Annotated in this window: 26 protein-coding genes and 1 pseudogene; 15 read left to right on the top strand and 12 right to left on the bottom strand. The window is 53.1% G+C overall.

Going from position 1 to position 23,080, the window contains the following annotated elements:
• Nucleotides 1-2: 2 nt before the first annotated feature.
• The 6 genes and pseudogenes from ACOT1A_RS06210 to ACOT1A_RS06185 all read left to right on the top strand — a co-directional run bounded on the left by ACOT1A_RS06210 (nt 3) and on the right by ACOT1A_RS06185 (nt 4,761).
• Nucleotides 3-428 carry a hypothetical protein gene (locus ACOT1A_RS06210; protein WP_063150153.1) on the top strand — a complete coding sequence of 142 codons (426 nt, stop codon included), beginning with the start codon at nt 3-5 and terminating at the stop codon, nt 426-428.
• 77 nt (nt 429-505) lie between these two features.
• A pseudogene (locus ACOT1A_RS06205) lies at nt 506-1,661 on the top strand (IS3 family transposase).
• Between the two features lie 163 nt (nt 1,662-1,824).
• A complete protein-coding gene (locus tag ACOT1A_RS06200) occupies nt 1,825-1,968 on the top strand; it encodes a hypothetical protein (protein WP_023298535.1) in 144 nt (47 codons plus the stop codon).
• Between the two features lie 212 nt (nt 1,969-2,180).
• Nucleotides 2,181-3,356: an OmpP1/FadL family transporter gene (locus tag ACOT1A_RS06195; protein WP_023298534.1), complete on the top strand. Its 1,176-nt coding sequence runs from the start codon at nt 2,181-2,183 to the stop codon at nt 3,354-3,356.
• 63 nt (nt 3,357-3,419) lie between these two features.
• Nucleotides 3,420-4,049 (top strand): winged helix-turn-helix transcriptional regulator, encoded by a 630-nt coding sequence (locus ACOT1A_RS06190; RefSeq protein ID WP_022649277.1) that lies wholly within the window; start codon nt 3,420-3,422, stop codon nt 4,047-4,049.
• Between the two features lie 100 nt (nt 4,050-4,149).
• A complete protein-coding gene (locus ACOT1A_RS06185; RefSeq protein ID WP_022649276.1) occupies nt 4,150-4,761 on the top strand; it encodes an outer membrane beta-barrel protein in 612 nt (203 codons plus the stop codon).
• Nucleotides 4,762-4,819: 58 nt separating this feature from the next.
• Here ACOT1A_RS06185 and ACOT1A_RS06180 read toward each other — a convergent pair whose 3' ends face one another.
• The gene (locus ACOT1A_RS06180; RefSeq protein ID WP_022649275.1) at nt 4,820-5,218 is read right to left on the bottom strand and encodes a hypothetical protein; all 399 of its coding nucleotides are present in this window, start codon (nt 5,216-5,218) and stop codon (nt 4,820-4,822) included.
• A 171-nt stretch (nt 5,219-5,389) separates the two neighbouring features.
• Here ACOT1A_RS06180 and ACOT1A_RS06175 point away from each other — a divergent pair, with 171 nt between their 5' ends.
• Complete coding sequence (locus ACOT1A_RS06175) at nt 5,390-7,372, top strand: alkyl/aryl-sulfatase (protein ID WP_108367786.1); 1,983 nt, start codon at nt 5,390-5,392, stop codon at nt 7,370-7,372.
• Between the two features lie 102 nt (nt 7,373-7,474).
• Here ACOT1A_RS06175 and ACOT1A_RS06170 read toward each other — a convergent pair whose 3' ends face one another.
• Nucleotides 7,475-8,359 (bottom strand): SDR family oxidoreductase, encoded by an 885-nt coding sequence (locus tag ACOT1A_RS06170; RefSeq protein ID WP_022649272.1) that lies wholly within the window; start codon nt 8,357-8,359, stop codon nt 7,475-7,477.
• Nucleotides 8,360-8,420: 61 nt separating this feature from the next.
• Nucleotides 8,421-8,810: a YdeI family stress tolerance OB fold protein gene (locus tag ACOT1A_RS06165; RefSeq protein ID WP_022649271.1), complete on the bottom strand. Its 390-nt coding sequence runs from the start codon at nt 8,808-8,810 to the stop codon at nt 8,421-8,423.
• A 139-nt stretch (nt 8,811-8,949) separates the two neighbouring features.
• Here ACOT1A_RS06165 and ACOT1A_RS06160 point away from each other — a divergent pair, with 139 nt between their 5' ends.
• The 4 genes from ACOT1A_RS06160 to ACOT1A_RS06145 are packed head-to-tail and all read left to right on the top strand — an operon-like array spanning nt 8,950 to nt 11,446.
• Nucleotides 8,950-9,453: a hypothetical protein gene (locus ACOT1A_RS06160; protein WP_023298530.1), complete on the top strand. Its 504-nt coding sequence runs from the start codon at nt 8,950-8,952 to the stop codon at nt 9,451-9,453.
• 9 nt (nt 9,454-9,462) lie between these two features.
• On the top strand, nt 9,463-9,909 hold the full coding sequence (locus ACOT1A_RS06155; protein ID WP_276169907.1) for a DUF421 domain-containing protein: 447 nt from the start codon (nt 9,463-9,465) through the stop codon (nt 9,907-9,909).
• Between the two features lie 15 nt (nt 9,910-9,924).
• Nucleotides 9,925-10,443 (top strand): 2-oxo-tetronate isomerase, encoded by a 519-nt coding sequence (locus tag ACOT1A_RS06150; protein WP_022649268.1) that lies wholly within the window; start codon nt 9,925-9,927, stop codon nt 10,441-10,443.
• 16 nt (nt 10,444-10,459) lie between these two features.
• Nucleotides 10,460-11,446 (top strand): SDR family oxidoreductase, encoded by a 987-nt coding sequence (locus ACOT1A_RS06145; protein ID WP_023298529.1) that lies wholly within the window; start codon nt 10,460-10,462, stop codon nt 11,444-11,446.
• Here ACOT1A_RS06145 and ACOT1A_RS06140 read toward each other — a convergent pair whose 3' ends face one another.
• The 7 genes from ACOT1A_RS06140 to ACOT1A_RS06110 form a co-directional block, all read right to left on the bottom strand.
• Nucleotides 11,447-13,072 carry an alpha-amylase family protein gene (locus ACOT1A_RS06140; RefSeq protein WP_045622067.1) on the bottom strand — a complete coding sequence of 542 codons (1,626 nt, stop codon included), beginning with the start codon at nt 13,070-13,072 and terminating at the stop codon, nt 11,447-11,449. It lies immediately after the preceding gene.
• A gap of 8 nt (nt 13,073-13,080) precedes the next feature.
• The gene (gene cydB, locus ACOT1A_RS06135) at nt 13,081-14,091 is read right to left on the bottom strand and encodes a cytochrome d ubiquinol oxidase subunit II (protein ID WP_022649265.1); all 1,011 of its coding nucleotides are present in this window, start codon (nt 14,089-14,091) and stop codon (nt 13,081-13,083) included.
• Complete coding sequence (locus tag ACOT1A_RS06130) at nt 14,091-15,494, bottom strand: cytochrome ubiquinol oxidase subunit I (RefSeq protein WP_003862857.1); 1,404 nt, start codon at nt 15,492-15,494, stop codon at nt 14,091-14,093. The genes cydB and ACOT1A_RS06130 overlap by 1 nt, the downstream gene beginning before the upstream one ends.
• Before the next feature lie 70 nt (nt 15,495-15,564).
• Nucleotides 15,565-16,437 carry a manganese catalase family protein gene (locus tag ACOT1A_RS06125; protein WP_022649263.1) on the bottom strand — a complete coding sequence of 291 codons (873 nt, stop codon included), beginning with the start codon at nt 16,435-16,437 and terminating at the stop codon, nt 15,565-15,567.
• 17 nt (nt 16,438-16,454) lie between these two features.
• Complete coding sequence (locus ACOT1A_RS06120) at nt 16,455-16,961, bottom strand: ferritin-like domain-containing protein (protein WP_038416640.1); 507 nt, start codon at nt 16,959-16,961, stop codon at nt 16,455-16,457.
• A 62-nt stretch (nt 16,962-17,023) separates the two neighbouring features.
• Nucleotides 17,024-17,521 (bottom strand): ferritin-like domain-containing protein, encoded by a 498-nt coding sequence (locus ACOT1A_RS06115; RefSeq protein ID WP_421625508.1) that lies wholly within the window; start codon nt 17,519-17,521, stop codon nt 17,024-17,026.
• 90 nt (nt 17,522-17,611) lie between these two features.
• Nucleotides 17,612-17,800, bottom strand: coding sequence for a general stress protein (locus ACOT1A_RS06110; RefSeq protein WP_022649261.1), 189 nt, complete (start codon nt 17,798-17,800; stop codon nt 17,612-17,614).
• Nucleotides 17,801-18,252: 452 nt separating this feature from the next.
• Between ACOT1A_RS06110 and ACOT1A_RS06105 the strand changes: the two genes are divergently transcribed.
• Together ACOT1A_RS06105 and ACOT1A_RS06100 are read left to right on the top strand one after the other, a co-directional pair.
• A complete protein-coding gene (locus ACOT1A_RS06105; protein WP_276169908.1) occupies nt 18,253-18,483 on the top strand; it encodes a (4Fe-4S)-binding protein in 231 nt (76 codons plus the stop codon).
• Between the two features lie 10 nt (nt 18,484-18,493).
• Nucleotides 18,494-18,766 carry a GNAT family N-acetyltransferase gene (locus ACOT1A_RS06100; RefSeq protein WP_006811846.1) on the top strand — a complete coding sequence of 91 codons (273 nt, stop codon included), beginning with the start codon at nt 18,494-18,496 and terminating at the stop codon, nt 18,764-18,766.
• Between the two features lie 33 nt (nt 18,767-18,799).
• Here the strand turns inward: ACOT1A_RS06100 and ACOT1A_RS06095 are convergent, their stop codons facing one another.
• Both ACOT1A_RS06095 and ACOT1A_RS06090 read right to left on the bottom strand, forming a co-directional pair.
• The gene (locus tag ACOT1A_RS06095) at nt 18,800-20,029 is read right to left on the bottom strand and encodes an amino acid permease (RefSeq protein WP_022649259.1); all 1,230 of its coding nucleotides are present in this window, start codon (nt 20,027-20,029) and stop codon (nt 18,800-18,802) included.
• A 116-nt stretch (nt 20,030-20,145) separates the two neighbouring features.
• Nucleotides 20,146-20,610, bottom strand: a complete 465-nt coding sequence (locus tag ACOT1A_RS06090) for a multidrug/biocide efflux PACE transporter (RefSeq protein WP_032626069.1) — start codon at nt 20,608-20,610, stop codon at nt 20,146-20,148.
• A 101-nt stretch (nt 20,611-20,711) separates the two neighbouring features.
• Here ACOT1A_RS06090 and ACOT1A_RS06085 point away from each other — a divergent pair, with 101 nt between their 5' ends.
• Nucleotides 20,712-21,578, top strand: coding sequence for a LysR family transcriptional regulator (locus tag ACOT1A_RS06085; protein ID WP_038416634.1), 867 nt, complete (start codon nt 20,712-20,714; stop codon nt 21,576-21,578).
• 92 nt (nt 21,579-21,670) lie between these two features.
• A complete protein-coding gene (locus ACOT1A_RS06080) occupies nt 21,671-22,849 on the top strand; it encodes an acetyl-CoA C-acetyltransferase (RefSeq protein WP_022649256.1) in 1,179 nt (392 codons plus the stop codon).
• The last annotated feature ends 231 nt before the right edge of the window (nt 22,850-23,080 follow it).

Here is a 23,080-nt window from a genome sequence, read left to right as displayed (position 1 = left end):
TAATGCATAAATTCTTTAAATGGAGCATCCTGATATTAATTACGGGTGTTATCCTATGCTGGCTATTTGTCTATCTTGTTGCATCCGGTATCAATGAAGCTACCACATACACTGAAAATGATTTTTTCAATTATCACTCCCTGACTGATAAAGATATTGAGAAGGCTCCGCGTATATCGAATAATTATTACTTTGAATCACATCCCGGAGATGGATACGCCCCCTCAAACACAATCATTTTTAGGGGAGTATCTAACGTCGAGCCGATGAGGGCTTATTTGTCTAAGCTGGGCTATACCAAACAGAAAGGCGGTTCGAGGGAGGCGGAAATATGGACGAAGCCAGAGCAGATGAATAGTGCTCTCTTTTACCTGCGCTTTGATGCTGCTACTGGCGAAGCAGAACTAACTAAGGAACTGAATAACTGAATGTCCGTAGTGGCACACTGAATTTGGCCACCTGAACTGAGGTGATATGCTCACCTCAGAACAACACAGGTGCTTCAATGAAAAGAAGAAATTTTAGTCCTGAATTCAAACGCGAATCCGCTCAGCTGGTTGTCGACCAAAATTACACCATCTCTGACGCTGCCAGGGCAATGGATGTTGGTCTTTCCACGATGACAAAATGGTTCAAACAACTGCGTGATGAGCATCAGGGCAAAACGCCAAAAGCCTCCCCGATAACGCCGGAATAAATTGAAATACGTGAGCTTGAGAAAAAGCTACAACGTATTGAAATGGAAAACGAAATTCTAAAAAGGCTACCGCGCTCTTGATGTCAGACTCCCTGAACAGTTCTCGATAATCGGGATACTCAGGACGCGTTATCCTGTGGTCACTCTCTGCCAGGTGTTCGGGGTTCATCGCAGCAGCTATAAATACTGGAAAAACCGTCCTGAAAAGCCTGACGGCAGACGAGCTGTATTACGAAGTCAGGTACTTGAGCTGCATGGCATTAGCCGTGTTTCGGCCGGAACAAGAAGCATCGCCACAATGGCAACCCAGAGAGGCTACCAGATGGGGCGCTGGCAGGCTAATGAAAGAGCTGGGGCTGGTCAGTTGCCAGCAACCGACTCACCAGTATAAGCGTGGCGGTCATGAGCACGTTGCTATCCCGAATCATCTTGAGCGACAGTTCGCCGTAACGGAGCCCAGCCAGGTGTGGTGCGGTGATGTGGCCTATATCTGGACAGGTAAACGCTGGGCGTACCTCGCCGTTGTACTCGACATGTTTGCAAGAAAACCAATGGGCTGGGCAATGTCGTTCTCACCGGACAGCAGACTCACCATGAAAGCGCTGGAAATGGCATGGGAAACGCGCGGTAAGCCCGTCGGGGTGAGGTTCCACAGTGACCTGGGTAGTCATTATACGAGCAGGCAGTTCCGGCAGTTACTGTGGCGATATCAGATTAAGCAGAGTATGAGCCGGTGTGGAAACTGCTGGGATAACAGTCCAGTGGAGCGCTTCTTCAGGAGTCTGAAGAACGAATGGGTGCCGGTGACGGGTTACGTAAGCTTCAGCGATACAGCTCACGCAATAACGGACTATATCGTTGGATATTCGTGCTCAGACCGCACGAATATAATGGTGGGTTACCACCAAACGAATCGGAAAACCGATACTGGAAAAACTCTAACACTGTGGCCAGTTTTTGTTGACCACTACAACTGCACCGCTCACTGCTTCATCGCTGAACCAGCGAATAACGCTATAACCAGCATCGGCTATCTGCTGCTTCTGGTTTTCAACGTAACACGCTAAGTTGCACATTTCCTGTACCCTGGATACCCTGAGATTAATCCTAATAACTCAAGGGTGAGTATGGCTAGCGGGAAGAGAAAGAATCAAAAGGAATCGCCTGAAGAAGAGTTAGATCGCCTGCTGGATGAGCTTGAACTCACACCGGAGCAACGGGAGTTTATCGAATCCATGCGAGAGGATAAGAGCGATCCCAGTAGTGAGTAACGCTTGTCTTAAGCCGAACGAGTACAAACGGCATTGTAAGAAATTCCTCACCCGGTGCATGCAGAATCACGGTGCCTTTGTTCCGGCTGTCGCTGGAGTGTCATAAATATAATTACGCGCGCGCATAATTTAAAATTAAACCCTCTTTCTTTTTACGTAATCAATCGCCCCTGTTATATCTGTCGGCAAATTTTTTATTTCCCGGATCGCAGATGAAAACACGACTCCTCCTGTGCGCTGGCTTATTAGCTGCCTCCAGTGCCCATGCCAGCGCCCTCTATTTTTATGAAGCTGGCACCGAAGATACCGCGCTTGCCGGAGCAGGGCAGGCGGCTCGTGCGCAGGATGCCTCTACAATTATGACCAACCCGGCTGGCATGACGCGCTTACCGGATCATATGGTCACCGGTGGGTTACAGGTTATGGATGGCTCCATCGACAACCAGCTGGATAACGATGCCCATCAAAGCCCCGGCGATGTGATGAAAACCATCCCGAATGCCAGCGCCTTTTATAGCCAGAAGGTGACCGATAATCTTTATGCCGGGGTCGGGCTTTACGGTAATTACGGCCTGGGGATCGACTACGGCAGCTGGGCGGGCGACAGGCTGATTAAAAAGAGTACCATGGTAGCCATGACGCTCAGCCCCTCGCTAGCCTATAAGCTTAACGACCGTCTTTCGATTGGCGCGTCCGCCAACGTTAACTACGGTTACTTCTCGCTGACTCGCAGCGTTAACGATGATGACTACCGGCGACGCGATGAAGACCTGGCCATGAGCTATCGGCTTGGGCTGCTGATGCAGCTAACTGACCAGACCCGAGCTGGTATTACCTGGAACAGCGAAACGGACTACAGCTTCAATATTGACGGCAACGCGCGTCTACAGAACGGTACCTACGACCTGCCGGTGTCAGCACAAATCAGCGCGCCGCAGCAAATTATGCTCAGCCTTGTGCATGACATTAACCCGCAGTGGTCGGTTATGGGCGATCTCGGCTGGCAGGACTGGAGCCAGTTCGGCGCGCCGCAAATCGTCGTCGGGGACCAGCAGCTTAACAACGTCAGCCGCCTGAAGGACACGTGGCACGGTGCGGTGGGCGTGCAGTATCGTCCAACGCCTCAGTGGCGACTGAATGCCGGTGTGGCGTTCGACAGCTCGCCGTATGAAAGCCAGAGCGATGTGGCCTTAACCTTACCTACCGGCGATGAGTGGCGATTTGGTACGGGAGCCCAGTATCAAATCACCCCGGCCAGCAATATTGGTATTGCCGTGTCGTATCTTCATATGCAGTCGTCGCATGTGAAATCGCCGGTGGCGTTTGCCGGAAGTTACGACCATCCTTATCTTTGGTTTGCCAGCGTCAACTACAGCTATCAGTTTTGATCGCCTAACCGCTTAAAATATATGGTCTATAATGGCAGATACTGAATGTCAGAAGGTTGTACCATGCATATTTTACCGCCTGTTCGACCCGAAAAATCCATCGAACGACTGACCGCTATCCTTGAGCCGATAGCGGAGAAAGTGCACGTTGTTCCACGTAAGCGACTCACCTGGTTACGGAAGGGGAAACAGCAGATGTACCTCTTTCTGGAAGGGGAGCTGTCCCTGCTGCGGACATCGGATGGACTGGTGGTCGTGACCGTTTACGAGCCGCATTTGTTTGGTATTGCTGAGATGATCCAGCCTACGCAAGGCCATTTTCTCCGTGCGGAAAGGGAGTCGACCATTTTACGTCTCGATGCGGACAAGGCGGCCGAGTTATTCCGTGCCGAGGGCGTCTGGGAGGATGTCGCAGCGCTGCTCTCATACCATACGGCCTATTTGATATTCCGTGATGCGCAGGTACTCCAGCAGCGTACCTATTCCGTTATTCGTAACCACCTTCAGGAAATGATTTTGCTCCCGGAGGAGACGCGTTTGCGTACCACGATACTGGAATATATTCAGGATCGTACGCTGCTTTCTCGCAGTAGTATACTCAATGTATTATCCGCCCTTAAACAGGGAGAATATATCTCCTTTAAGCGCGGTGGGTATTTGCTTGAAGTCAGACACTTACCTGAATCATTCTAGGGGAAGTTTAAAATTAAACAGAAATGGAATTAACGAGGCTGTTAATTTTCTATATCGTTTGCTTTCTAAGTTTTATCTTTATTAAGTAAACGGTATATTTATGAAAAAGACAGTTCTCGCTTTGATTATGGTTAATGCGTTTACCGCCACTTCCGCGTTCGCCGCCGCTGATGCGGGCACCTGGTATGGCGGAGCGAAATTCGGCTGGTCACACTATTTTGATACCAATATGGGTTCAAAAGCGTTTGATAACAATAATTCCGACCACTTCGATTTTGACCATGATAATGTCGGTGGGGGTGTTTATACGGGTTACCAGATTACCCCATGGCTTGCGGTAGAAGGCGGTTATGATTATTTAGGCAACATGCAGATCAAGGGTCAGCATGGCGCAGGGGCGCAAATGAAGACGCAGGGTCTGCAAATGTCCCTGAAGGCCAGCTATGCCTTGACCAATGACTGGGATATCTACGGCCGTGCCGGGGCGATGGGCTATCGCGCTGAATCCGATGTAAGTGGTCACAATCGTTTTGAAACCGGTGTGCGCCCGCTTGCAGCTGTGGGTACTGAATACGCCTTCAATAAAAACTGGGCTGGCCGCCTGGAATATCAGTGGGTAAGCAATGTGGGTAATGCAAACCAGATCGGTGTGAGCAGCGACCTGAGTTCCGTCACCGCAGGGCTTAGCTATCGCTTTGGTCAGTACGACTGATGCATGTGATATGGCGATTAAGAAAAACCCGGCTGCTATGTTGCCGGGTTTTTTGTTGTCAGCTGGCGAATAACGGTTCAAGCATAATATGAATATTTTGCAGGCCCGTGACATTATTGTCTTTCAGGTATTGCTGATTAACCATATCTAACTGTTCCAGTTTGGTCAGCGAGGCGTAAACGCGTTGAACAGCGCTGTCCGCAACAAAAATTTCTTTTGCGGTAGTGTCCTGAAGATACTGTGATTTTACGCTGCGCGTTAAGTTATCGATCTGCTGTTTATTTTCCTGATAAAGAGACGCGATATGAGATATCTGTGCCTGCGGCGGTTTTTCCCCCGGTAATACCAGCGGAATTTGCAGATGATTAATCTTTTCAACGTTGTCTGGTGGTGGAGAGCTACATGCTGTTAATGTGCTCAGACTTAATATAGCGAAAAAGAACGGCAGGCTCTTCATCGAATCACTCCGGGGAAATAATTGGACTCAGCATTATCCCTGAAGGCCGCAGCGACGAAAGAATAAACTTATTTATTTATAAACGTTATTTCCATAGGTAAAAGAAAAGCCCGGTGATAGCCTCCTTTCCCCCCATGTACCGCCAGCGTGAATATGACGCCTCGAGGATGTATGAAATTTAAAACTCTCGTTAGTGCGATGGCCGTTGCTGGTCTGCTATTGGCCTCGTTGATCTCATTGCCTGTCCTGGCACAAAAGGAGGTGAAGGAAGCCACTGCCCATACGAAACAAATGAATGATGCGCTTTATGGTCAACTGCCCTTCTTTGATAAAACCGATTTCCGAAATGCGCATAAAGGCTTTATTGCCCCGCTGCCACCTGCGGTGATTAAAGGTGAAAAAGGCGCCGTTATCTGGAATCCCCAGAAATACGCTTTTATCAAAGAAGGGCAAAAAGCGCCGGATACCGTCAACCCGAGCCTGTGGCGTCAGGCGCAGCTGAATAATATCGGCGGTCTGTTTGAAGTCACGGAAGGCGTCTACCAGATCCGCAACCTCGATCTGTCGAATATGACAATCATAGAGGGCAAAGAGGGGATCACGGTTATCGATCCGCTGGTGTCTGCGGAAACGGCTAAAGCGGGCATGGATCTTTACGTTAAGCATCGCGGCAAACGTCCGGTTGTTGCCGTTATTTATACCCATAGCCACGTCGATCATTATGGCGGCGTGCGTGGCGTAATTGATGAAGCCGGGGTAATGTCCGGCAAAGTGAAAGTCTATGCGCCAGCCGGTTTTATGGAAGAGGCGGTATCGGAAAATATCATGGCCGGAAACGCCATGAGTCGCCGTGCCAGCTATATCCACGGAAACCTGCTGAAGCCCGGTGTGAAGGGGCAGGTGGGGGCAGGTCTGGGGACTACCACCTCAGCCGGAACGGTCACGCTCATCGCGCCCACTCACTCTATTACCGAAGAGGAGCAGAAAGAGGTCATTGACGGTCTCACCTATGACTTTATGCTGACGCCGGAATCGGAAGCACCGTCTGAAATGCTCTGGTATGTGGAAGAGAAAAAGCTGATCGAAGCAGCAGAGAACGTCACTCACACCCTGCACAATACCTACTCGCTGCGTGGGGCGAAAATACACGATCCGTTGGCATGGTCAAAGTACATCAATAACGCCATTGATCGTTGGGGTGATAAAGCGGAAATCATTATCGCGCAGCACCACTGGCCCACGTGGGGTAACAAAAAAGTGGTGAAGTTGATGAAAAGCCAGCGTGATATCTACCGCTATATCAACGACCAGACGCTCAGACTGGCGAATAAGGGGCTGACGAGGGATGAAATAGCCGCTAATTTCGCCCTGCCTTACGGGCTGGCTAAATCCTGGGCAGGCCGTGGCTATTACGGCTCGGTAAGCAACAACGTCAAAGCCACCTATGTCTACTATCTTGGCTGGTTCGACGGCAATCCGGCGACGCTCGATGAACTGCCTCCGGTCGAGGCGGCGAAAAAGTATGTCGATTACATGGGCGGAGCCCGCGCGATCCTTGAAAAAGCCCGTGTCGATTATGCCCGGGGGAATTATCGCTGGGTGGCTCAGGTGGTCAGTAAAGTCGTTTTTGCCGATCCGAATAATAAAGCGGCGCGCGAACTGGAAGCCGATGCGTTTGAACAGCTGGGATACCATGCGGAGTCAGGGCCGTGGCGTAACGCCTACCTCACCGGTGCGCAAGAGTTGCGTAACGGCGTGAAGATAAAGCCGACGCCCAAAACCGCCAGCCCGGATGCGGTCCGTGCCATGTCGACTGAGATGATTTTTGACTACTTCGGCGTTCACCTTAACGGCGTCAGAGCGGCGAATGCCAGAGGCGTTTTTAACGTTGATTTAGGCCGCGAGGGCGGCAGGTATAAGCTGGAGCTGGAGAATGGCGTGCTAAACCACAGTGCCAATATCCAGGCAGAAGATCCGGATGCAACCATTATGCTCAGCCGCGAAACGCTGAACAAAATCATCCTTAAGGAGACCACGCTGAAAAAGGCGCAACAGGCAGGAGAGGTGACGATCGTCGGCAACGCCGCGAAGGTAGACGAAATGCTGCGCTGCATGGAGAGCTTCAGTTTCTGGTTTCCTGTCGTCACCCCTTAAATGTAAGAAAGGCTGCTTTCGCAGCCCTTTAGCATTCGCCTGCAACAATTTGCCGGGTGGCGGCTTCGCCTTACCCGGCCTACACTCTGCGCTGCTTGAGCGCTAGATGACGCCATCCCCGCCGTCTGAACACCAGACCTGCCCGGAGGTGTATGAACACTCATCCGAGGCCAGAGTGACATACAGCGGTGCGATCTCCACGGGCTGTCCCGGGCGTCCCAGAGGGGTACTCTCGCCAAAATGTTTCACTTTTTCCTGTGGCTGCCCCCCGCTGGGCTGGAGCACGGTCCAGTAAGGTCCGGGCGCTACCGCGTTCACGCGGATCCCTTTCGGACCCAGCTGTTTCGCCAGCGCTTTGGTAAACACCGCGAGACAGGCTTTGGTCTGCGCATAGTCAAGCAGTACGGCGCTCGGTTTTACCGCCTGTACAGATGAGGTGTTAATGATGGAAGCGGGAGCTTTCATGTGGCGCAACGCCGCCTTTGTGATCCAGAAAGGCGCATAGACGTTGGTTTTAAAGGTCGCGTCAAAATCTTCCGTGGTCAGTTCTTCCAGCGTCTCACGGTACTGCTGGCGGCCTGCGTTATTCACCAGGATGTCCAGCCCGCCCAGTTTTCCGACGGCCTGTTCCACCAGGTTCTGACAAAAAGTTTCGTCCCGCACATCGCCCGGAAGCGCGACGGCATTCCGTCCTTCCGCTTTAATCAGGGCGATCACTTCCGCAGCGTCTTCTTCCTCTTCCGGCAAATAGTTAATGGCGACATCTGCCCCTTCGCGGGCATAGGCAATGGCTACTGCGCGTCCGATGCCGGAATCGCCCCCGGTAATTAGCGCCTTCTTACCGGTAAGCCGGCCATGCCCTTTGTAGCTTGTCTCGCCGTGATCGGGAACAGGGTCCATTTCAGAGGCCAGGCCCGGTGGCGTCTGAGGCTGCTCCGGGAAAGGTGGCGTTGGGTAAGCGTTCGTACGTTGTTCATTATCACTCATAGCTAACTCCTTGTTAGGGGTGAGATTTGATGGATAGTTACAGCGTTAACGCTTCGCTGAATTATTTTTGCAAGTGGCTGACCCGCACTACGGGTGGGGATGATTTTTTATCGAGCGAGCCGCTAATACTGATCATGTTGTCAGGTTCCACGGTTCTGTCGTCAAATACGGCTTTCGGGATAATAACGTCGATTTTCCCGGTTTTATCCTGGAATACGTATTTATCGCCATTGCCATCAATAAGATTGCCGCGCAGTGAAATAGAGGCGCCATCATGCATCTCTTTTGCCTGAGTAATGGTCATAATGCGTGCATCATCGGTACCACGATAACCACTGTCCAGGGCGTGCGGCGGTGGCGGCGCTTCACCCTTTTGTAACCCGCCGTTATTATCTGCCCATGCGGAAGGGATAATTAATATTAACAAGGCTGAAATCACTGATAATTTCATCTGATATCCTTCATTTTGGATGTCTTGACTTATTAAGTATTGTTGCTATTCCTTTATGTGGCAAATGTGATAAGTCTTAAAAGCATTTGCGTAGAAAAATCAAAAAGTTCGGCAATTAAGCGAAACGGTGACAAAAGCCATGGAACCAAAAAATGAAAAAGTGCCTGGGATAAAAGAGAGTTATCGTTTACTGACGTTTGAGTATGCATTTCGTCAGGTGGGTTTTATTGTACTGTTAGGTATTATCGTGGCCGCGTTAGCCGGCCTGTTTTCCAGCGGTGCGGTTAGCGACGTGGAGAAAACAAACGAAGCAAAATCCCTGAACCTGAGCTATGAGCGCTTCGGCCGCCGCCAGACCGAATCGCGGATGACGCTGACGTTTCCGGTGACGTCTGAGGGTAAATATATTCTCAGCCTGACCAGCGAAAGCAGCGACGTATATGAGCCGGGCAGCGTCTGGCCGCAGCCGGACAGCATGTATAGCCGGGGGAACACCCTGTTTCTCGTTTACGACAATCTGAAACAGAGCGATAAGTTCACCGTCCTGCTGTTCATCACGCCGACAAAAGCAGGGAAATGGACAAACAGCATCCGCGTAAACAACGGGCCAGATATCCGCTTCTGGCAGTTTATTTACCCCTAGGAGTCGAATATGGACATGGTTTTTCGTGCCCTGGCAATATACCTGTTTCTGGTGATCGTGTTTAAAGTCGCCGGACGGCGCGCCCTGCTGCAAATGACCAGCTTTGACCTTATTTTGCTCTTAATTATCAGTGAGGCGACACAGCAGGCGCTACTGGGCGAAGATTTTTCCGTCACCGGTGCGATGATTACAATAACAACGCTGGTGGTGGTGGATATTATTTTTGGCCTGATTAAAAAATATTCTTCTTCTGTTGAGGATGTTCTTGATGGCACCCCGGTGATATTGGTAGAGAATGGTATTCCCATTGCGGATAAACTGAAAAAAGTCGATGTATCCTGCGATGATATATTGGTTTCAGCACGGCAGAACCACGGCATAACGGAATTAAAGGATATTAAGTACGCGATCCTTGAGCGTAACGGCCATATTTCAATTATTCCTGAAGAAAATTAACTAAGGGGCACATCCATGAGCAACCTTATTCACGATAATAATACGACCATCAGCGAGCTGACGAAAAAGCTTGCCACGACGCTCACAGAAAGAGGACTGCGTCTAACCACGGCGGAGTCCTGCACCGGCGGTAATCTCGCGGTTGCGCTTTGTGCCGAAGAGAACACGGCGGAATTTTATGATGTTGGCATGGTGGTGTTCAGCGATGCGGCGAAGGAGAGGATCCTCGGCGTGCGGCACGAAACGATTGAGCGCTTCACCGCCGTCAGTGAACAAACGGTTACTGAGATGGCCGCTAAAATTCGCGATATTGCCGAGGCGGATATTGGTGTTGCCATCAGCGGCTATGCGGGACCGGAAGGCGGAGACGATGGCACGGCAGCCGGTACGGTCTGCTTCGGCTGGAATATTCGCGGACAGACGGAAACCCGCACCGTGCTGTTTTCCGGTGAATGTCAGGATGTGGTGGAAAAAGCGGTGCGTTATTCGCTGTCTGAACTGATCGAAATACTCTCCGGATGGGATAACGTCTGAGACAAGGGGAAAGGCTATGGCTGTTATCGTTATTACCGGCGGTACGGCGGGCGTGGGGAAAGCCACGGCGCTGCACTTTGCTAAAGCGGGCTACGATGTAGGCATTATTGCCCGCGATGAGCAGAGCCTGCGCTCCACAGAAGAGGAGTTGCGCCGTTTCGGGATCAATGCGTGTGCCGTTCAGGCCGACGTGGCGGACAGCAAGGCGGTGACCGATGCTGCTAACGAAATTGAATACCGGCTTGGAGCCATCGATGTGTGGGTGAATAACGCCATGGGCGGGATGCTGGCGCCGTTTCGCACCATGTCCCCGGAGGAGTTTCGCCGCGTCACCGAGGTGACCTATCTGGGCTATGTTAACGGCACCCGCGCCGCGCTGGAGTTAATGACCCCTCGCGATCGCGGAACGATTATTCAGGTTGGCTCCGCGCTGGCCTACCGTTCCATTCCCTTGCAGTCAGCCTACTGTGGCGCGAAGGCCGCGATCCGTGGATTTACCGATGCCGTACGCACCGAGCTGATGCATGAAAACAGCCGGGTGCAGATCGCAATGGTACAGATGCCGGGCCTCAATACGCCGCAGTTCGAGTGGGCGAGGAATAAATTTGCCTGGGCGATGCGCCCGGTCCCCCCCGTGTTTCAGCCGGAAGTGGCTGCCAGCGCTATTTTTAAGGTGGCGCAGAAACCGGTGCGGGAGCTGTGGGTGGGCAGCAGCACTGTCCAGTCGATTGTCGGGCAGTTTCTTTTCCCCGGTTTTCTGGACCGGCTGATGGTTAAAAAGGCCTGGGAAGGGCAGATGACCGATACGCTAAATGCGGATGACCGTCAGGACTATCTGGATCAGCCGGTTAACGATCTGCATAAAATCCACGGGCATTTCACCGACGAAGCAAAAGAGCGCGCCACCAGCGTTACCTCCGGCATGCCGGGGAAAGTGCTGCTCGGCTCCCTCGCCGTCACGGGCGCGATCGTGGCGCGTCTGCTGCTCTCGCGGAGACGATAATCAGCGCAGTGCGGTACGATCGGTCCAGAACCAGCGGTAGCCATAGCCGCTGAGGTTAAGCGCGACGGTTTTGCCGCATACCAGCGCGTCGTCGTAGCGTTTGTCCGCCAGGCATGCGGTCCAGGTCGCATGCCGGATCCCTCTGGCGGTAAAATTAACGGGCTTATCGCTGAAGTTAACGAAGGTCAGAATGCTGCGCGTGTCGGTTTCGTAATAGATCCCCAGTACCGCATCGTTGTCGATAGTAATAAGACGAAACGGCGCGACGCCGATCTCAGGAAACTCCGAGCGCGTATTGGCGATATCGATAATGCAGTGCAGGAGTGAGTTGCGATGCAACAGCGAATCCGCCACGTTGATTTTTTGATAGCGGTACGGACCATGGTCTATCATTGGGGCGATAAAGGTTTCCGGGTCGGCATCTGAGAAACCGCCGCCCTGCGATCCGGCCCACTGCATCGGGGTGCGTACGGCGTAACGCTCCTCCAGATCTAAATCATCGCCCATTCCAATTTCATCCCCGTAGCGCATGACCGGTACGCCCGGCAGCGAAAACAAGACCGCATGGCAAAAGGCCAGCCGCTTTCGATCGCCCTTAAGCATCGGCGCCAGACGGCGGCGGATCCCTCGCTGATACACGCTCATCTCTTCATCAGGGGCGAAGGCATCAATGACGGTCTGCTTCGCTTTTTTGCCTATCCCTTCCAGATCCAGCTCATCATGATTGCGCAGCCAGTTGGCGAAGCAGCAGGAGTCCGGCGGCACGATCATCTTCTTCACTGCGTTGCGCAGCGGTCGTGCGCTCTTCTCTGCAAGGCTGACGTAAAAGTACTTATTGAGCCAGAAATTCAGCACCAGGTTGAGCCGGTCATTCTGACCAAAATAATCTTTGTAGGCGTCGACCTCCACGTCGACTTCGCCGAGCAGGATCGCGTCCGGATTGCGCTGTTCGATAAGACGGCGCAGATGCTCCAGGATCCACAGGCCACGTTTTTCATCTCCACGCCCGGCCTGTTTTGTCAGGTGCGACGCTGCATCCAGGCGAAAGCCCGAAACCCCGAGCTTTAGCCAGAAGATGATGATGTTCTCAACCTCCTTCAGCACCGCCGGGGAGGCCAGATTGAGATCCGGCTCGTGGTGATAAAACATATGCCGGTAGTATTGCCCCGCTTCGTCGTCCCATGTCCAGACGCTCTTTTCCACGCCGGGGAACATCGGTGGCGTATCGTCCTCGTCCGTGTCAGACCAGAGATAATAGTCACGGTAGGGTGACTGCGGGTTGCGGCGGGCCTGCTGAAACCAGGGATGCGCATCCGAGGTGTGCTGGATCAGCAGCTCAATAATGACCTTCATCCCCAGCTCCCGCGCCTGTTCAATAAAGGCGATGATATCGTTGAGCTTGCCGAAGCGGGGATCGACCTGCAAATGGTCGCTTACGTCATAGCCTTCATCGAGAAAAGGGGTGAGGTAAAACGGGGTGATCCAGATAACCGTCGCGCCCATCCGGCGGATGTAGCGCAACTTCGCGGCGATCCCGGCGATGTCGCCACAACCATCGCCGTTAAGATCGTAAAACAGGGCGGTATCAATCTGGTAAATAATGGCGCGTGTATGCCAGCCTGCCATAGTAATCCTTAGTGATAACCTTCGGTATCAGACACTTTGCCCCGGAAGACGTAGTAGCTCCAGGCGGTGTAAACCAGGATCACCGGGATGATTAACAGCGTGCCGATCAGCATAAACAGCTGGCTGGCAGGCGGCGCGGCGGCTTCCCACAGGGTGATGTGCGGCGGGATAATGTGTGGCCACAGGCTGATGCCCAGTCCGCTAAAGCCGAGGAAAATCAGGCCCAGCGTTAACAGGAACGGACGGGCATGGCTGTCGGGATTGCGCGTCAGCCGCCAGATCCACAGGCTGAATACCGCCACCAGAACCGGAACCGGCAGGAACCAGAAGAAGTTAGGCAGTGTAAACCAGCGCTCGGCGACAAACTGCCAGCCGAGCGGGGTCCAGATACTCACCACCGCAATAACGGCGATCAGTGCCAGCAGCACGTGGCGGGTCAGCTCACGCATCCGGTTTTGCAGCGCGCCTTCGCTTTTCATGATCAGCCATGTGGTAGCCAGCAGGGTATAGGCGACAATCAAACCCAGCCCGCAGAACAGGTTAAACGGGGTTAACCAGTCCAGCGAGGAGCCCACAAAGCGTCGCCCTTCCACGTCAAAGCCGTTGATCATCGCGCCGACCACGATCCCCTGGCTGAAGGTTGCCAGCAGGGAACCGCCAGCAAAAGAATAGTCCCAGAATTTGCGGTGGGAAGGGGTCGCCTTAAAGCGAAACTCAAATGCCACGCCGCGGAAAATAAGCCCGATCAGCATGGCCGTGAGCGGGATGGTCAGGGCATCGATAATCACCGCGTAGGCCAGCGGAAACGCGCCGAACAACCCTGCGCCGCCGAGAACCAGCCAGGTTTCATTTCCGTCCCATACCGGAGCGACGCTGTTTACCATTACGTCGCGTTCTTTGGCATCGCCCACAAAGCTGAACAGCATGCCGATACCGAGATCGAAACCGTCCATGATGATGTACATCAGCGTGGCGAAGACAATAATGGCAAACCAGATGACCGGGATATCGACGCCCATCAGATCTTCTCCTCTTCCGGAACAGACTCGGCGGCGGACAGCGGACGGGCAGGGGTGCCCGACGTATTAGACGTTAGCGTGCCGACAGGCTGCGGCCCTTTCTTTATCAACCGGGCGAGATAAACATAACCCACGCCAAATACCGAACAGTAGACCACGATAAAGGCCAGCAGGCTGATGCTCATCTGCAACGTGCTGTGCAGAGACACCGCATCTATCGTGCGCAGATAGCCGTAGACGACCCACGGCTGGCGGCCCACTTCGGTGGTGACCCACCCGGCGAGCAGCGCAAGCAGTCCGGCTGGCCCCATGCACAGGGCAAACCAGTGGAATGGTCGCGAGTGATAGAGTCGGCGGCGATAGCGCAGCCAGACGCTCAGCACACCAAGCGTAATCATCAGCAGCCCCATGCCGACCATAATGCGGAAGGACCAGAAGACGATGAGCGAGTTCGGGCGGTCCTCTTTCGGGAAATCTTTCAGCGCCGGGACCTGTTTATCCAGGCTGTGCGTCAGGATCAGGCTGCCGAGCGCCGGAATTTCAAGCCCGTATTTGGTGCGCTCCTCCTCCATATCCGGTACGCCGAACAGCAGCAGCGGGGTAGCCTCGCCGGGCGGATTTTCCCAGTGGCCTTCAATCGCGGCGATTTTGGCAGGCTGATGCTCAAGCGTATTCAGGCCGTGCATATCCCCAACGACTGCCTGGATGGGCGCGACCAGCAGCGCCATCCACATGGCCATGGAGAACATTTTGCGAATAGCGGGCGTGTCGTTGCCGCGCAGCAGATGCCATGCCCCGGACGCGCCCACAAACAAGGCGCTGCACAGGAAGGCGGCGATGGACATATGGATCAGACGGTATGGGAATGAGGGGTTAAAAATAATGGCCAGCCAGTCTTCGGGAATGACCTGACCGTTCTGAATACTGAAGCCCTGCGGGGTGTGCATCCAGCTGTTGGAGGCGAGGATCCAGAAGGTGGACATCAGCGTGCCCAGCGCTACCATGCAGGTGGCAAAGAAGTGCAGGCCGGGCCCGACCTTGTTCCAGCCGAACAACATCACGCCCAGGAAACCGGCTTCGAGGAAGAAGGCGGTTAAGACTTCATAAGTGAGCAGAGGGCCGGTTATGCTGCCTGCGAACTGGGAAAATCCGCTCCAGTTAGTCCCAAACTGGTAAGCCATTACCAGCCCGGAAACCACGCCCATACCAAAGTTAACGGCGAAAATTTTCAGCCAGAAATGGTAAAGCGAGCGCCAGACATCATTTTTTGTGCGAAGCCACATGCCCTCGAGAACCACCAGATAGCTCGCAAGCCCGATGGTGATTGCCGGAAAGAGAATATGGAAAGAGACGGTAAAGGCGAACTGTATCCTGGCCAGATGAAACGCATCAAGCTCGAACATGCTCCGTACCTCTGGAACTGATAGCCCACAAGGCATTGCCAGACAGCCTCAGGCTGCCTGGCAAAACCGGTTACGGTTTTTTCTTACCCGCGCCAAGCTCGGCACCGGTAAGCGGATCGGCTTTAGGATCGGATTTCGTACGTGCGCACATTGCTTTGACCAGCGTAGCCTGCTCTGTTGTGAGCGTTACGCTTGCGCCGCCGTCACCGCCATCGACCGCTGGCTGAGGAGATTCCACGTAGTCGAAGTGCTTGTCGCTGTTCCAGCTTCCGCGAACTTCTCCCCCCTCAGACATATTGTAGTACTTGTTGGTGTACTCTTCGATTGGCGGCAATTTACCCGGTGGGAAGTTGTTACGGATCGACTGGAGCGCCTTCTCAAACGAAAGCTGGTGTGCTGCCTCACGCGTCATTAAAAACGCCAGCGCATCTTTAACACCTGGATCGTCCGTTACGTTAATAAGCCGTTCGTAGATAATTTTGGCGCGCGCCTCGGCCGCAATGTTAGAGCGCAGATCCGCGGTGGGTTCGCCAATGGTATCCACGTACGCCGCCGTCCACGGTACGCCTGCGGAGTTAGTGAGCGGAGTACCGCCCCCGTAGAGCAGGGAAGTGATATGACTGTCGTTGCCGTTTTCGGTCATGGACCGGTACAGCTCCGCTTCATTTTCAACGCCTTCCGCCAGTTCACCTTTCGCACCCTTATTAAGCATACCCACCAGGGTGCCGATAATTTCCAGGTGACTTAACTCCTCGGTCGCGATATCCATCAGCATATCTTTACGACCGGGATCGTCGTCGCTCAATCCTTGCGTAAAGTAACGACATGCCGCGGCAAGTTCGCCCTGTGGCCCGCCAAACTGCTCAAGCAGAAGATTAGCCAGACCCGGATTCGGTTCGGCTACGCGTACCGTGTATTGCAGCTGTTTTACGTGTCGAAACATAGTTTCTCCCTCTTCCGTTATTTTTTCGCTTCAACGCCGTCCGCGTCGGAGCGCAGCAGGAACTGTTCCGTCGTCTGTGGAATATGTTGAATCAGCCAGTCCGCCATCTGGCGCTCTTCTTCCAGAATGGATTCAATGGCTGGAATGGAGGCGGTATCGCCCGCTTGTTTGGCCGCGGCCAACAGAGAGGTGTAGCAGGCAATTTCAAACTGCTCAAAAACGTAGCCGCTAATGGAGCCTTTAACAATTTCATCGGAAGGGAACATGCCGCCAATGGACTGGCCGAGCGCCGCCATTTTGCTCATGGAATCTTTTATGACCGAACGGGAAATATCATTGCGGTCGAGAATTTCTTCCAGCACGGTAATTTGATGTTTAGTTTCATTAACGTGTTGTTCAATTCGTGCACGTAAGTCGGGATAATTATCAATACGGCTGGCCATTGATTCCAGCATGGATTCGGCTTGTTTTTCCATCGCATGGGCATCGCGTAGCCAATCATGGTAGTGTTCTACATGATTCATAATTAACTCCTGTGATTTGTTTTCTGGTTAATTGTTGGTGCTGATGCTCATCAAATTTTTATTTATCCTTTCTGGGCTTTTTGATTAATATTGCCGACAGCCAGATCGGTTAATTTGAGATCGGTTTCTTTTTCTTCTTCCAGTGTTTCTGCAAGAAGTTTAACGGCTTTTTTATAGCCTAATTGTTCAGCCAGGGTGGCCAGGGTGCCGTAGCTGGCAATTTCGTAGTGCTCGACTCTCTGTGCGGCGGCAATTAATGCAGCGTCACGCACTTCGTTTTTCTCAGTGCTCTCAATAACTTCGTTGGCTTCTTCAATTAAGCCTTCCATTGCAACGCATTTCATGCGCTTCAGCTTGAGGCCGGATTCCTGCTCAATAATCTGATCGATACGTTCGATCTGTCCCTGCGTCTCCTCAAGGTGAGCCGTGAAGGCAGCGCTCAGCTTCTCGCTTGATGCGGCGCGGGCTAACTTGCTCAGCGCGCGGGTCAGCTGCTTCTCAGCGCTATAGGTATCGGATAACAGGTGAATAAATACATCTTCAACAGTTTTCATATTCATATATTCGCTCCAGTGAAATAAAGGGAAGGTACTGCGAGCCGACAGGCCCGCAGCATGCTCTCGGTATATTTATAAGAGCTTTAAATAAGATCAGGAGTTATCAGATTTACGGCCCCCGCCGTGACTGTTCTGTCCCCCTTTCTTACCCGCTTCAGATGCGCGTTGCGGATCGTTTTTGAAATTACCGCCGCTGTGCTGGCCGCCTTTACGTCCAGCTTCTGATGCTTTTTCACGGTCTTGCGCGAAATTACCGGAACCACCACGATGTTGCTCTGCCATATATCAACCCTCATGTTGCGTTTATGTCAGGTGATACGATAAGTAATTCGTATCAGTTGTCGTTCAGAAATTAACATTAGTCGTTATGTGAGAAGAGTCAAATTTCCTGTCTGGGTTGTTTTGCACCATTTCCAGAGATGCGGGGGAAATACCGCTTCGTTACGATTTTTGAAAATCGGAAGTAAATCCATTGCTTAGGGGGAAATAAATTGTGTCGTTAGGATTCCGCTTAGCTAATAATCTTAATGTGAACGCGGCGGAAATGATTACAAGAATTGACGTAGCGCAAAAATATATCTTACCGACCTGAGTCTTTATAATCGGAATAGTCTTAAGCGAGAAGTAAAATAACGAGCCGAAACAGTGTATCCGATCGTCGTTTTTGACGTGGTCAGGCGGATCGGGTGAGGGTATGCTGCATTTGTCACCACAATAATTACAGAGGCAATGTCATGGATCAGGAGCTACTGGATGCAGGGTACCGGGCCTATACCGGTGAGAAAATCGATGTCTACTTCAACACAGGGATCTGCAAACACTCGGGCAACTGCGTACGCGGCAGCGCGGCGCTGTTCGACCTGAAGCGTAAACCCTGGATCGCACCGGATGATGTGGATGCAGAAACTGTTGCGCGCGTAATTGATACCTGCCCGAGCGGTGCGCTGAAGTACCGCCTAAAATAAGTGAGGAACCATGGATATTCTTGAAGGCCATAACAAGTTTTATGTCAACGACGCCGAAGGCAATCAGGTTGCGGAGATCGTCTTTGTCCCGACCGGCGAGCATCTGAGCATCATCGAGCACACCGATGTGGATCCGAGCCTGAAAGGGCAGGGAGTGGGTAAACAGCTGGTGGCAAAGGTGGTAGAGAAGATGCGCGGGGAGAACCGTAAAATTATCCCGCTGTGTCCGTTTGCGAAACATGAGTTTGATAATACGCGGGAGTATGACGATATTCGGGCGTAAAACAGATGCCCGGCATTGCGCCGGGCAGCACACTCAACCGACAAACATCACCGACACACACAGCACACCCACAATCAGCGTCAGCAGGTTGCCGATGGAGCGGTACGGTTTTAACGACGGGATCAGGTACGTCGACAGCGTCGGCATGATGAACAGGATCATGGCGATAAGCGGACCGCTGATGGCGTAAATCATGGAGATCGCATTCGGGTTGATGCAGCAGACCGCAAAGGTAATCAGCGACACGCCGAGAATCGAAACCGCGCGGTTAAAGGCACGACTTTTCTTCACCCCCACCTGATTCAGCGACGATTTCACAATTTCCGTTGCCCCTTCAATCACGCCAAAATAGGTGCCGAGGAACGATTTCGACATCGCAATAATCGCCACGATAATGCCGGAAATGCCCAGCCATGCCGGGGACGAAGGCATCATCGACAGCGCGGACAGGATCGTCACCCCTTCCTCTTTTGCCGCCACGATATAGGACGGTGGAATCGAAAGCAGGCAGCTGAACACAAAGAACAGCACGCTGAGGCAGATGATCAGGTACGCCACTTTCATGATTTTTTTGCATTTACCCATAGCCTCTTCACCGTATTTCTCGCGACGATCTACGGCGAAGGTCGAGATGATCGGGGTATGGCTAAAAGCGAAAACCATCACCGGGATCGATATCCACACCTGGTGCAGCGTATGCTGGTCGAAGGCCATCTGGCTGGTCAGCAGCGACGGCTGCCAGCTGCCCGTCAGATACAGCGAGACAAACAGGAAATAGGCGATCAGCGGAAAGACAAGGAATCCCATCACCTTAATAGTGATGTGCCGTCCCATCAGGAAGATCAGATTCAAAATCAGCACCACGCCAAAACTCACCAGCATCCGCACGCTGGTATCCACCGTCATCCGTTTCGCCAGCTGTTCAGTAAGTGAGTTGGTTATCGCCACCGCGTAAATCAGAACCACCACAAAGAAGGCCACGAAATAGAGCGTGGTGATGAGGTTGCCGATCTTTTTGCCGTAGTAATGGGAAACGGCACCGGTGATCCCTTCGTTGCCTTTCGTCTTCGACGACAGAATAAATTGCGCCAGCGCTTTATGCGGCCAGTAGGTTAAGGGATACGCCACAAGGGCGGTGATCAGCAGGACAATTGCGCCAGCAGAGCCGAGCTGAATGGGCAAGAACAGGGTTCCTGCGCCCACGGCAGTGCCGTAGAGGGCGAAACTCCAGAGAGTCTCTTCTTTTGACCAAATTTTCGACATTAGAGCAACGTATCAACTATAAAACGAACAAAAAGGAGTGCAATTTACCATAATTATGCGTTGAGGTCGCCGTTGCTTCGCTGGGGTTGGGCCGGAGAAGGTCTCCGGCCGGAAGGTCATTCGCTTGCCAGGGCGCGACGTTGCTGGCGGCGCTTGATAATTTTCTCCCGCAGGGTGTCATACACCCAGTTGTAGAGCATGGTGTACGGCAGGAAGAACAGGAAGAAACCAATCTCCAGCGTGAAGGCCTGGAGCAGCGTCACGCCCAGCACGGCGGCAACGATGGTTACGCCAATCACAATAAAGCCGCATTCAAAACCCAGCGCATGCAGGGCGCGCACTTTTGCCGTGCGCTTCACCCGCTGGACGGGCCAGAAACGGTCGAAGCCAAAGTTATAGATAATGTTCCAGAGCATTGCCGTGGTCGCCAGAATAATGGTGAGACCCCCCATTTCAACCACCGAGCGCTGCATTAGCCACGCGGCCGTAGGGGCGAGGATCGCCGTAGCAATACCTTCAAAACAGACGGCATGGAAGATCCGCTCCGGCAATTTACGTTGGAGTGCATCCTGATGTTGCATATTTACCTCATATAGACGCCAGTATGGGCGTTGATGCGGCCTATTCTTATCGCTTAAGGTGATATATAAAAGATGGTATCCATCGATAAAGTAGATACATCATGCGTTATTCTCCCGAAGCACTGACCGCGTTTGTTGAAACTGTCGCCGCAGGTTCGTTTTCAGCTGCGGCACGACGGCTGCGTAAAAGCCAGTCCACCATCAGCACCTCCATCGCCAACCTTGAAGCTGACCTTGGCTTTGAGCTGTTTGATCGCTCGGCGCGTCACCCGGTGTTAACCGCCCAGGGTGAACAGGTGCTGGGCTATGTCCAGTCAATCCTCGCCGCCAGCGCGCGCCTTGATGAGCTGGCCGTATCCTTAACGGCGCAAACGGAGGCGCGTTTTACCTTTGTTCTCTCCGATACGCTTAACCCGGCCGTGCTGGAAGAGATGATGAGCCAGTTCGACCAGCGTTTTCCGCACACCGAATTCGAGTGTCTGATTGGGGAAGAGGAGGACGTGATCGATCTGCTGCAAAAGGAGCGGGCGCAAATTGGCCTGACGGAAGCACGCGACAGCTACCCGACCGATATTGGCGCGACCCGCCTGCCTATGCAGACGCGTATGGCTATTTACGTTTCTGCCGGACATCCTCTGGCAGGGCAACATGAGACGCAGGCGGACGAGCTGCATGGCTGGCGCGAGCTGCGGCTGAGTACCTATCTTGAACGGGAAGCGCCCCTTGCGCGCGGGCCGGTCTGGTCTGCGCCGAACTACCTGCTGCTGCTAAGCATGGCGGTACAGGGCTTTGGCTGGTGCGCGTTACCCTGCGCGCTGGTCGACGAATTTGCAGCATCGAAATCGCTGGTGCAGCTGAACGTGCCGGGTTGGCCGAGGTCGATTGCCATCGATCTGGTATGGAACAAAAGAACCCCGCCCGGCGTCGCCGGAAGCTGGCTGCGCCAGTACTTGCAGGACGCACGATAATCCTGTGACTAAACTCACTAATTTTAAACATTTGCGTCAATTGTTGATAACAATCCTCTACTATCGTCATGTCATTTTGCACAGAGGTCGTGATGAAAGATGTCGTTATAGTGGGTGCGTTACGTACGGCTATCGGCTGTTTTCAGGGAGCGCTTGCGCGTCACTCTGCGGTTGATCTCGGCAGCGTGGTGGTAAGAGCGCTGGTGGAACGCAGCGGGGTTGCCGCACATGAAATTGATGAGGTGATCCTCGGCCAGGTGCTGACCGCTGGCGCGGGACAAAACCCTGCGCGCCAGGCGGCGCTGAAGGGCGGCCTGCCTAATACCGTTTCGGCGATTACCATCAACGACGTCTGTGGTTCAGGTTTGAAAGCGCTCCATCTTGCGACGCAGGCCATCCAGTGCGGTGAAGCGGACGTGGTCATTGCCGGAGGGCAGGAAAACATGAGCCGCGCCCCGCATGTCCTGACCGACAGCCGGACCGGCGCGCAGCTCGGGAACAGTCAACTGCTTGACAGCCTGGTTCATGACGGGCTGTGGGACGCCTTCAACGACTACCATATGGGCGTAACGGCGGAAAACCTGGCGCGGGAATACGGCATCAGCCGCGAGCTTCAGGATGCGTATGCGCTTAGCTCGCAGCAAAAAGCGCGTGCAGCGATCGACTCCGGCCGTTTTCGCGATGAAATTGTCCCGGTCAGTACCCAACGCCAGAACGGCGAAGCGCTCATCGTTGATACCGACGAGCAGCCGCGCACCGATGCCAGCGCAGAAGGGCTGGCAAAACTCGATCCGGCCTTCGAAACGCTCGGTTCTGTAACGGCAGGTAACGCATCCTCCATTAACGACGGTGCGGCGGCGGTGATGATGATGAGTGAAAGCAAAGCCCAGGAGCTGGCGCTGCCGGTACTGGCGCGCATCAAAGCGTTTGCCAGCGTGGGTGTTGATCCTGCGTTAATGGGGATCGCCCCGGTCTATGCCACGCGCCGCTGTCTTGAGCGGGCGGGCTGGCAGCTGAACGATGTAGATCTGATTGAAGTCAATGAAGCCTTTGCTGCACAGGCGATCTCGGTCGGGAAAATGCTGGAATGGGATCCGCTGCGGGTCAACGTCAACGGCGGTGCGATCGCGCTCGGTCATCCTATTGGCGCTTCCGGCTGCCGCATTCTGGTGTCGCTAGTCCACGAAATGAAAAAGCGTAACGCCCGAAAAGGGATCGCAACGCTCTGCATTGGCGGAGGGCAGGGGGTAGCCCTGGCTATCGAACGGTAATTTCCCCCTCTGCGCACAGAAAGCCTCCCTCGGGAGGTTTTTTTATGTCCGCAGAATCCTTTTTTAACACTTCTGCGTTCTTTCTTAAGCCCACAATAATTATTGCGCGGTGAATTATTCGCTTTGTGAAGTTCTTAGTGTGATCTCACGCCTGGAATTTATGCGTTATACGCCTTTTTTGTTGATGAGGTTCACGTCGATCTTTGCCAAAAAAAATGAAACAAATAATTT

Origin of the sequence: Enterobacter cloacae complex sp. SYL003, from assembly GCF_049236925.1 — a bacterium.
In the GTDB taxonomy this organism is placed as follows: Bacteria; Pseudomonadota; Gammaproteobacteria; order Enterobacterales; family Enterobacteriaceae; genus Enterobacter; species Enterobacter intestinihominis.
This window is presented reverse-complemented; position numbering and strand designations above follow the sequence as displayed.

Bases quoted from the DNA above. Each gene is read 5' to 3' on its own strand.
- ACOT1A_RS06175 (WP_108367786.1), top strand. From the start codon at position 5,390: ATGAAATTTAAAACTCTCGTTAGTGCGATGGCCGTTGCTGGTCTGCTA.
- ACOT1A_RS06170 (WP_022649272.1), bottom strand. From the start codon at position 8,359: ATGAGTGATAATGAACAACGTACGAACGCTTACCCAACGCCACCTTTC.
- ACOT1A_RS06085 (WP_038416634.1), top strand. From the start codon at position 20,712: ATGCGTTATTCTCCCGAAGCACTGACCGCGTTTGTTGAAACTGTCGCC.
- ACOT1A_RS06190 (WP_022649277.1), top strand. From the start codon at position 3,420: ATGCATATTTTACCGCCTGTTCGACCCGAAAAATCCATCGAACGACTG.
- ACOT1A_RS06130 (WP_003862857.1), bottom strand. From the start codon at position 15,494: ATGTTCGAGCTTGATGCGTTTCATCTGGCCAGGATACAGTTCGCCTTT.
- ACOT1A_RS06150 (WP_022649268.1), top strand. From the start codon at position 9,925: ATGAGCAACCTTATTCACGATAATAATACGACCATCAGCGAGCTGACG.
- ACOT1A_RS06105 (WP_276169908.1), top strand. From the start codon at position 18,253: ATGGATCAGGAGCTACTGGATGCAGGGTACCGGGCCTATACCGGTGAG.
- ACOT1A_RS06090 (WP_032626069.1), bottom strand. From the start codon at position 20,610: ATGCAACATCAGGATGCACTCCAACGTAAATTGCCGGAGCGGATCTTC.
- cydB (WP_022649265.1), bottom strand. From the start codon at position 14,091: ATGGGCGTCGATATCCCGGTCATCTGGTTTGCCATTATTGTCTTCGCC.
- ACOT1A_RS06165 (WP_022649271.1), bottom strand. From the start codon at position 8,810: ATGAAATTATCAGTGATTTCAGCCTTGTTAATATTAATTATCCCTTCC.
- ACOT1A_RS06095 (WP_022649259.1), bottom strand. From the start codon at position 20,029: ATGTCGAAAATTTGGTCAAAAGAAGAGACTCTCTGGAGTTTCGCCCTC.
- ACOT1A_RS06115 (WP_421625508.1), bottom strand. From the start codon at position 17,521: ATGAATATGAAAACTGTTGAAGATGTATTTATTCACCTGTTATCCGAT.
- ACOT1A_RS06120 (WP_038416640.1), bottom strand. From the start codon at position 16,961: ATGAATCATGTAGAACACTACCATGATTGGCTACGCGATGCCCATGCG.
- ACOT1A_RS06080 (WP_022649256.1), top strand. From the start codon at position 21,671: ATGAAAGATGTCGTTATAGTGGGTGCGTTACGTACGGCTATCGGCTGT.
- ACOT1A_RS06200 (WP_023298535.1), top strand. From the start codon at position 1,825: ATGGCTAGCGGGAAGAGAAAGAATCAAAAGGAATCGCCTGAAGAAGAG.
- ACOT1A_RS06195 (WP_023298534.1), top strand. From the start codon at position 2,181: ATGAAAACACGACTCCTCCTGTGCGCTGGCTTATTAGCTGCCTCCAGT.
- ACOT1A_RS06125 (WP_022649263.1), bottom strand. From the start codon at position 16,437: ATGTTTCGACACGTAAAACAGCTGCAATACACGGTACGCGTAGCCGAA.
- ACOT1A_RS06100 (WP_006811846.1), top strand. From the start codon at position 18,494: ATGGATATTCTTGAAGGCCATAACAAGTTTTATGTCAACGACGCCGAA.
- ACOT1A_RS06110 (WP_022649261.1), bottom strand. From the start codon at position 17,800: ATGGCAGAGCAACATCGTGGTGGTTCCGGTAATTTCGCGCAAGACCGT.
- ACOT1A_RS06140 (WP_045622067.1), bottom strand. From the start codon at position 13,072: ATGGCAGGCTGGCATACACGCGCCATTATTTACCAGATTGATACCGCC.
- ACOT1A_RS06145 (WP_023298529.1), top strand. From the start codon at position 10,460: ATGGCTGTTATCGTTATTACCGGCGGTACGGCGGGCGTGGGGAAAGCC.
- ACOT1A_RS06160 (WP_023298530.1), top strand. From the start codon at position 8,950: ATGGAACCAAAAAATGAAAAAGTGCCTGGGATAAAAGAGAGTTATCGT.
- ACOT1A_RS06185 (WP_022649276.1), top strand. From the start codon at position 4,150: ATGAAAAAGACAGTTCTCGCTTTGATTATGGTTAATGCGTTTACCGCC.
- ACOT1A_RS06210 (WP_063150153.1), top strand. From the start codon at position 3: ATGCATAAATTCTTTAAATGGAGCATCCTGATATTAATTACGGGTGTT.
- ACOT1A_RS06155 (WP_276169907.1), top strand. From the start codon at position 9,463: ATGGACATGGTTTTTCGTGCCCTGGCAATATACCTGTTTCTGGTGATC.
- ACOT1A_RS06180 (WP_022649275.1), bottom strand. From the start codon at position 5,218: ATGAAGAGCCTGCCGTTCTTTTTCGCTATATTAAGTCTGAGCACATTA.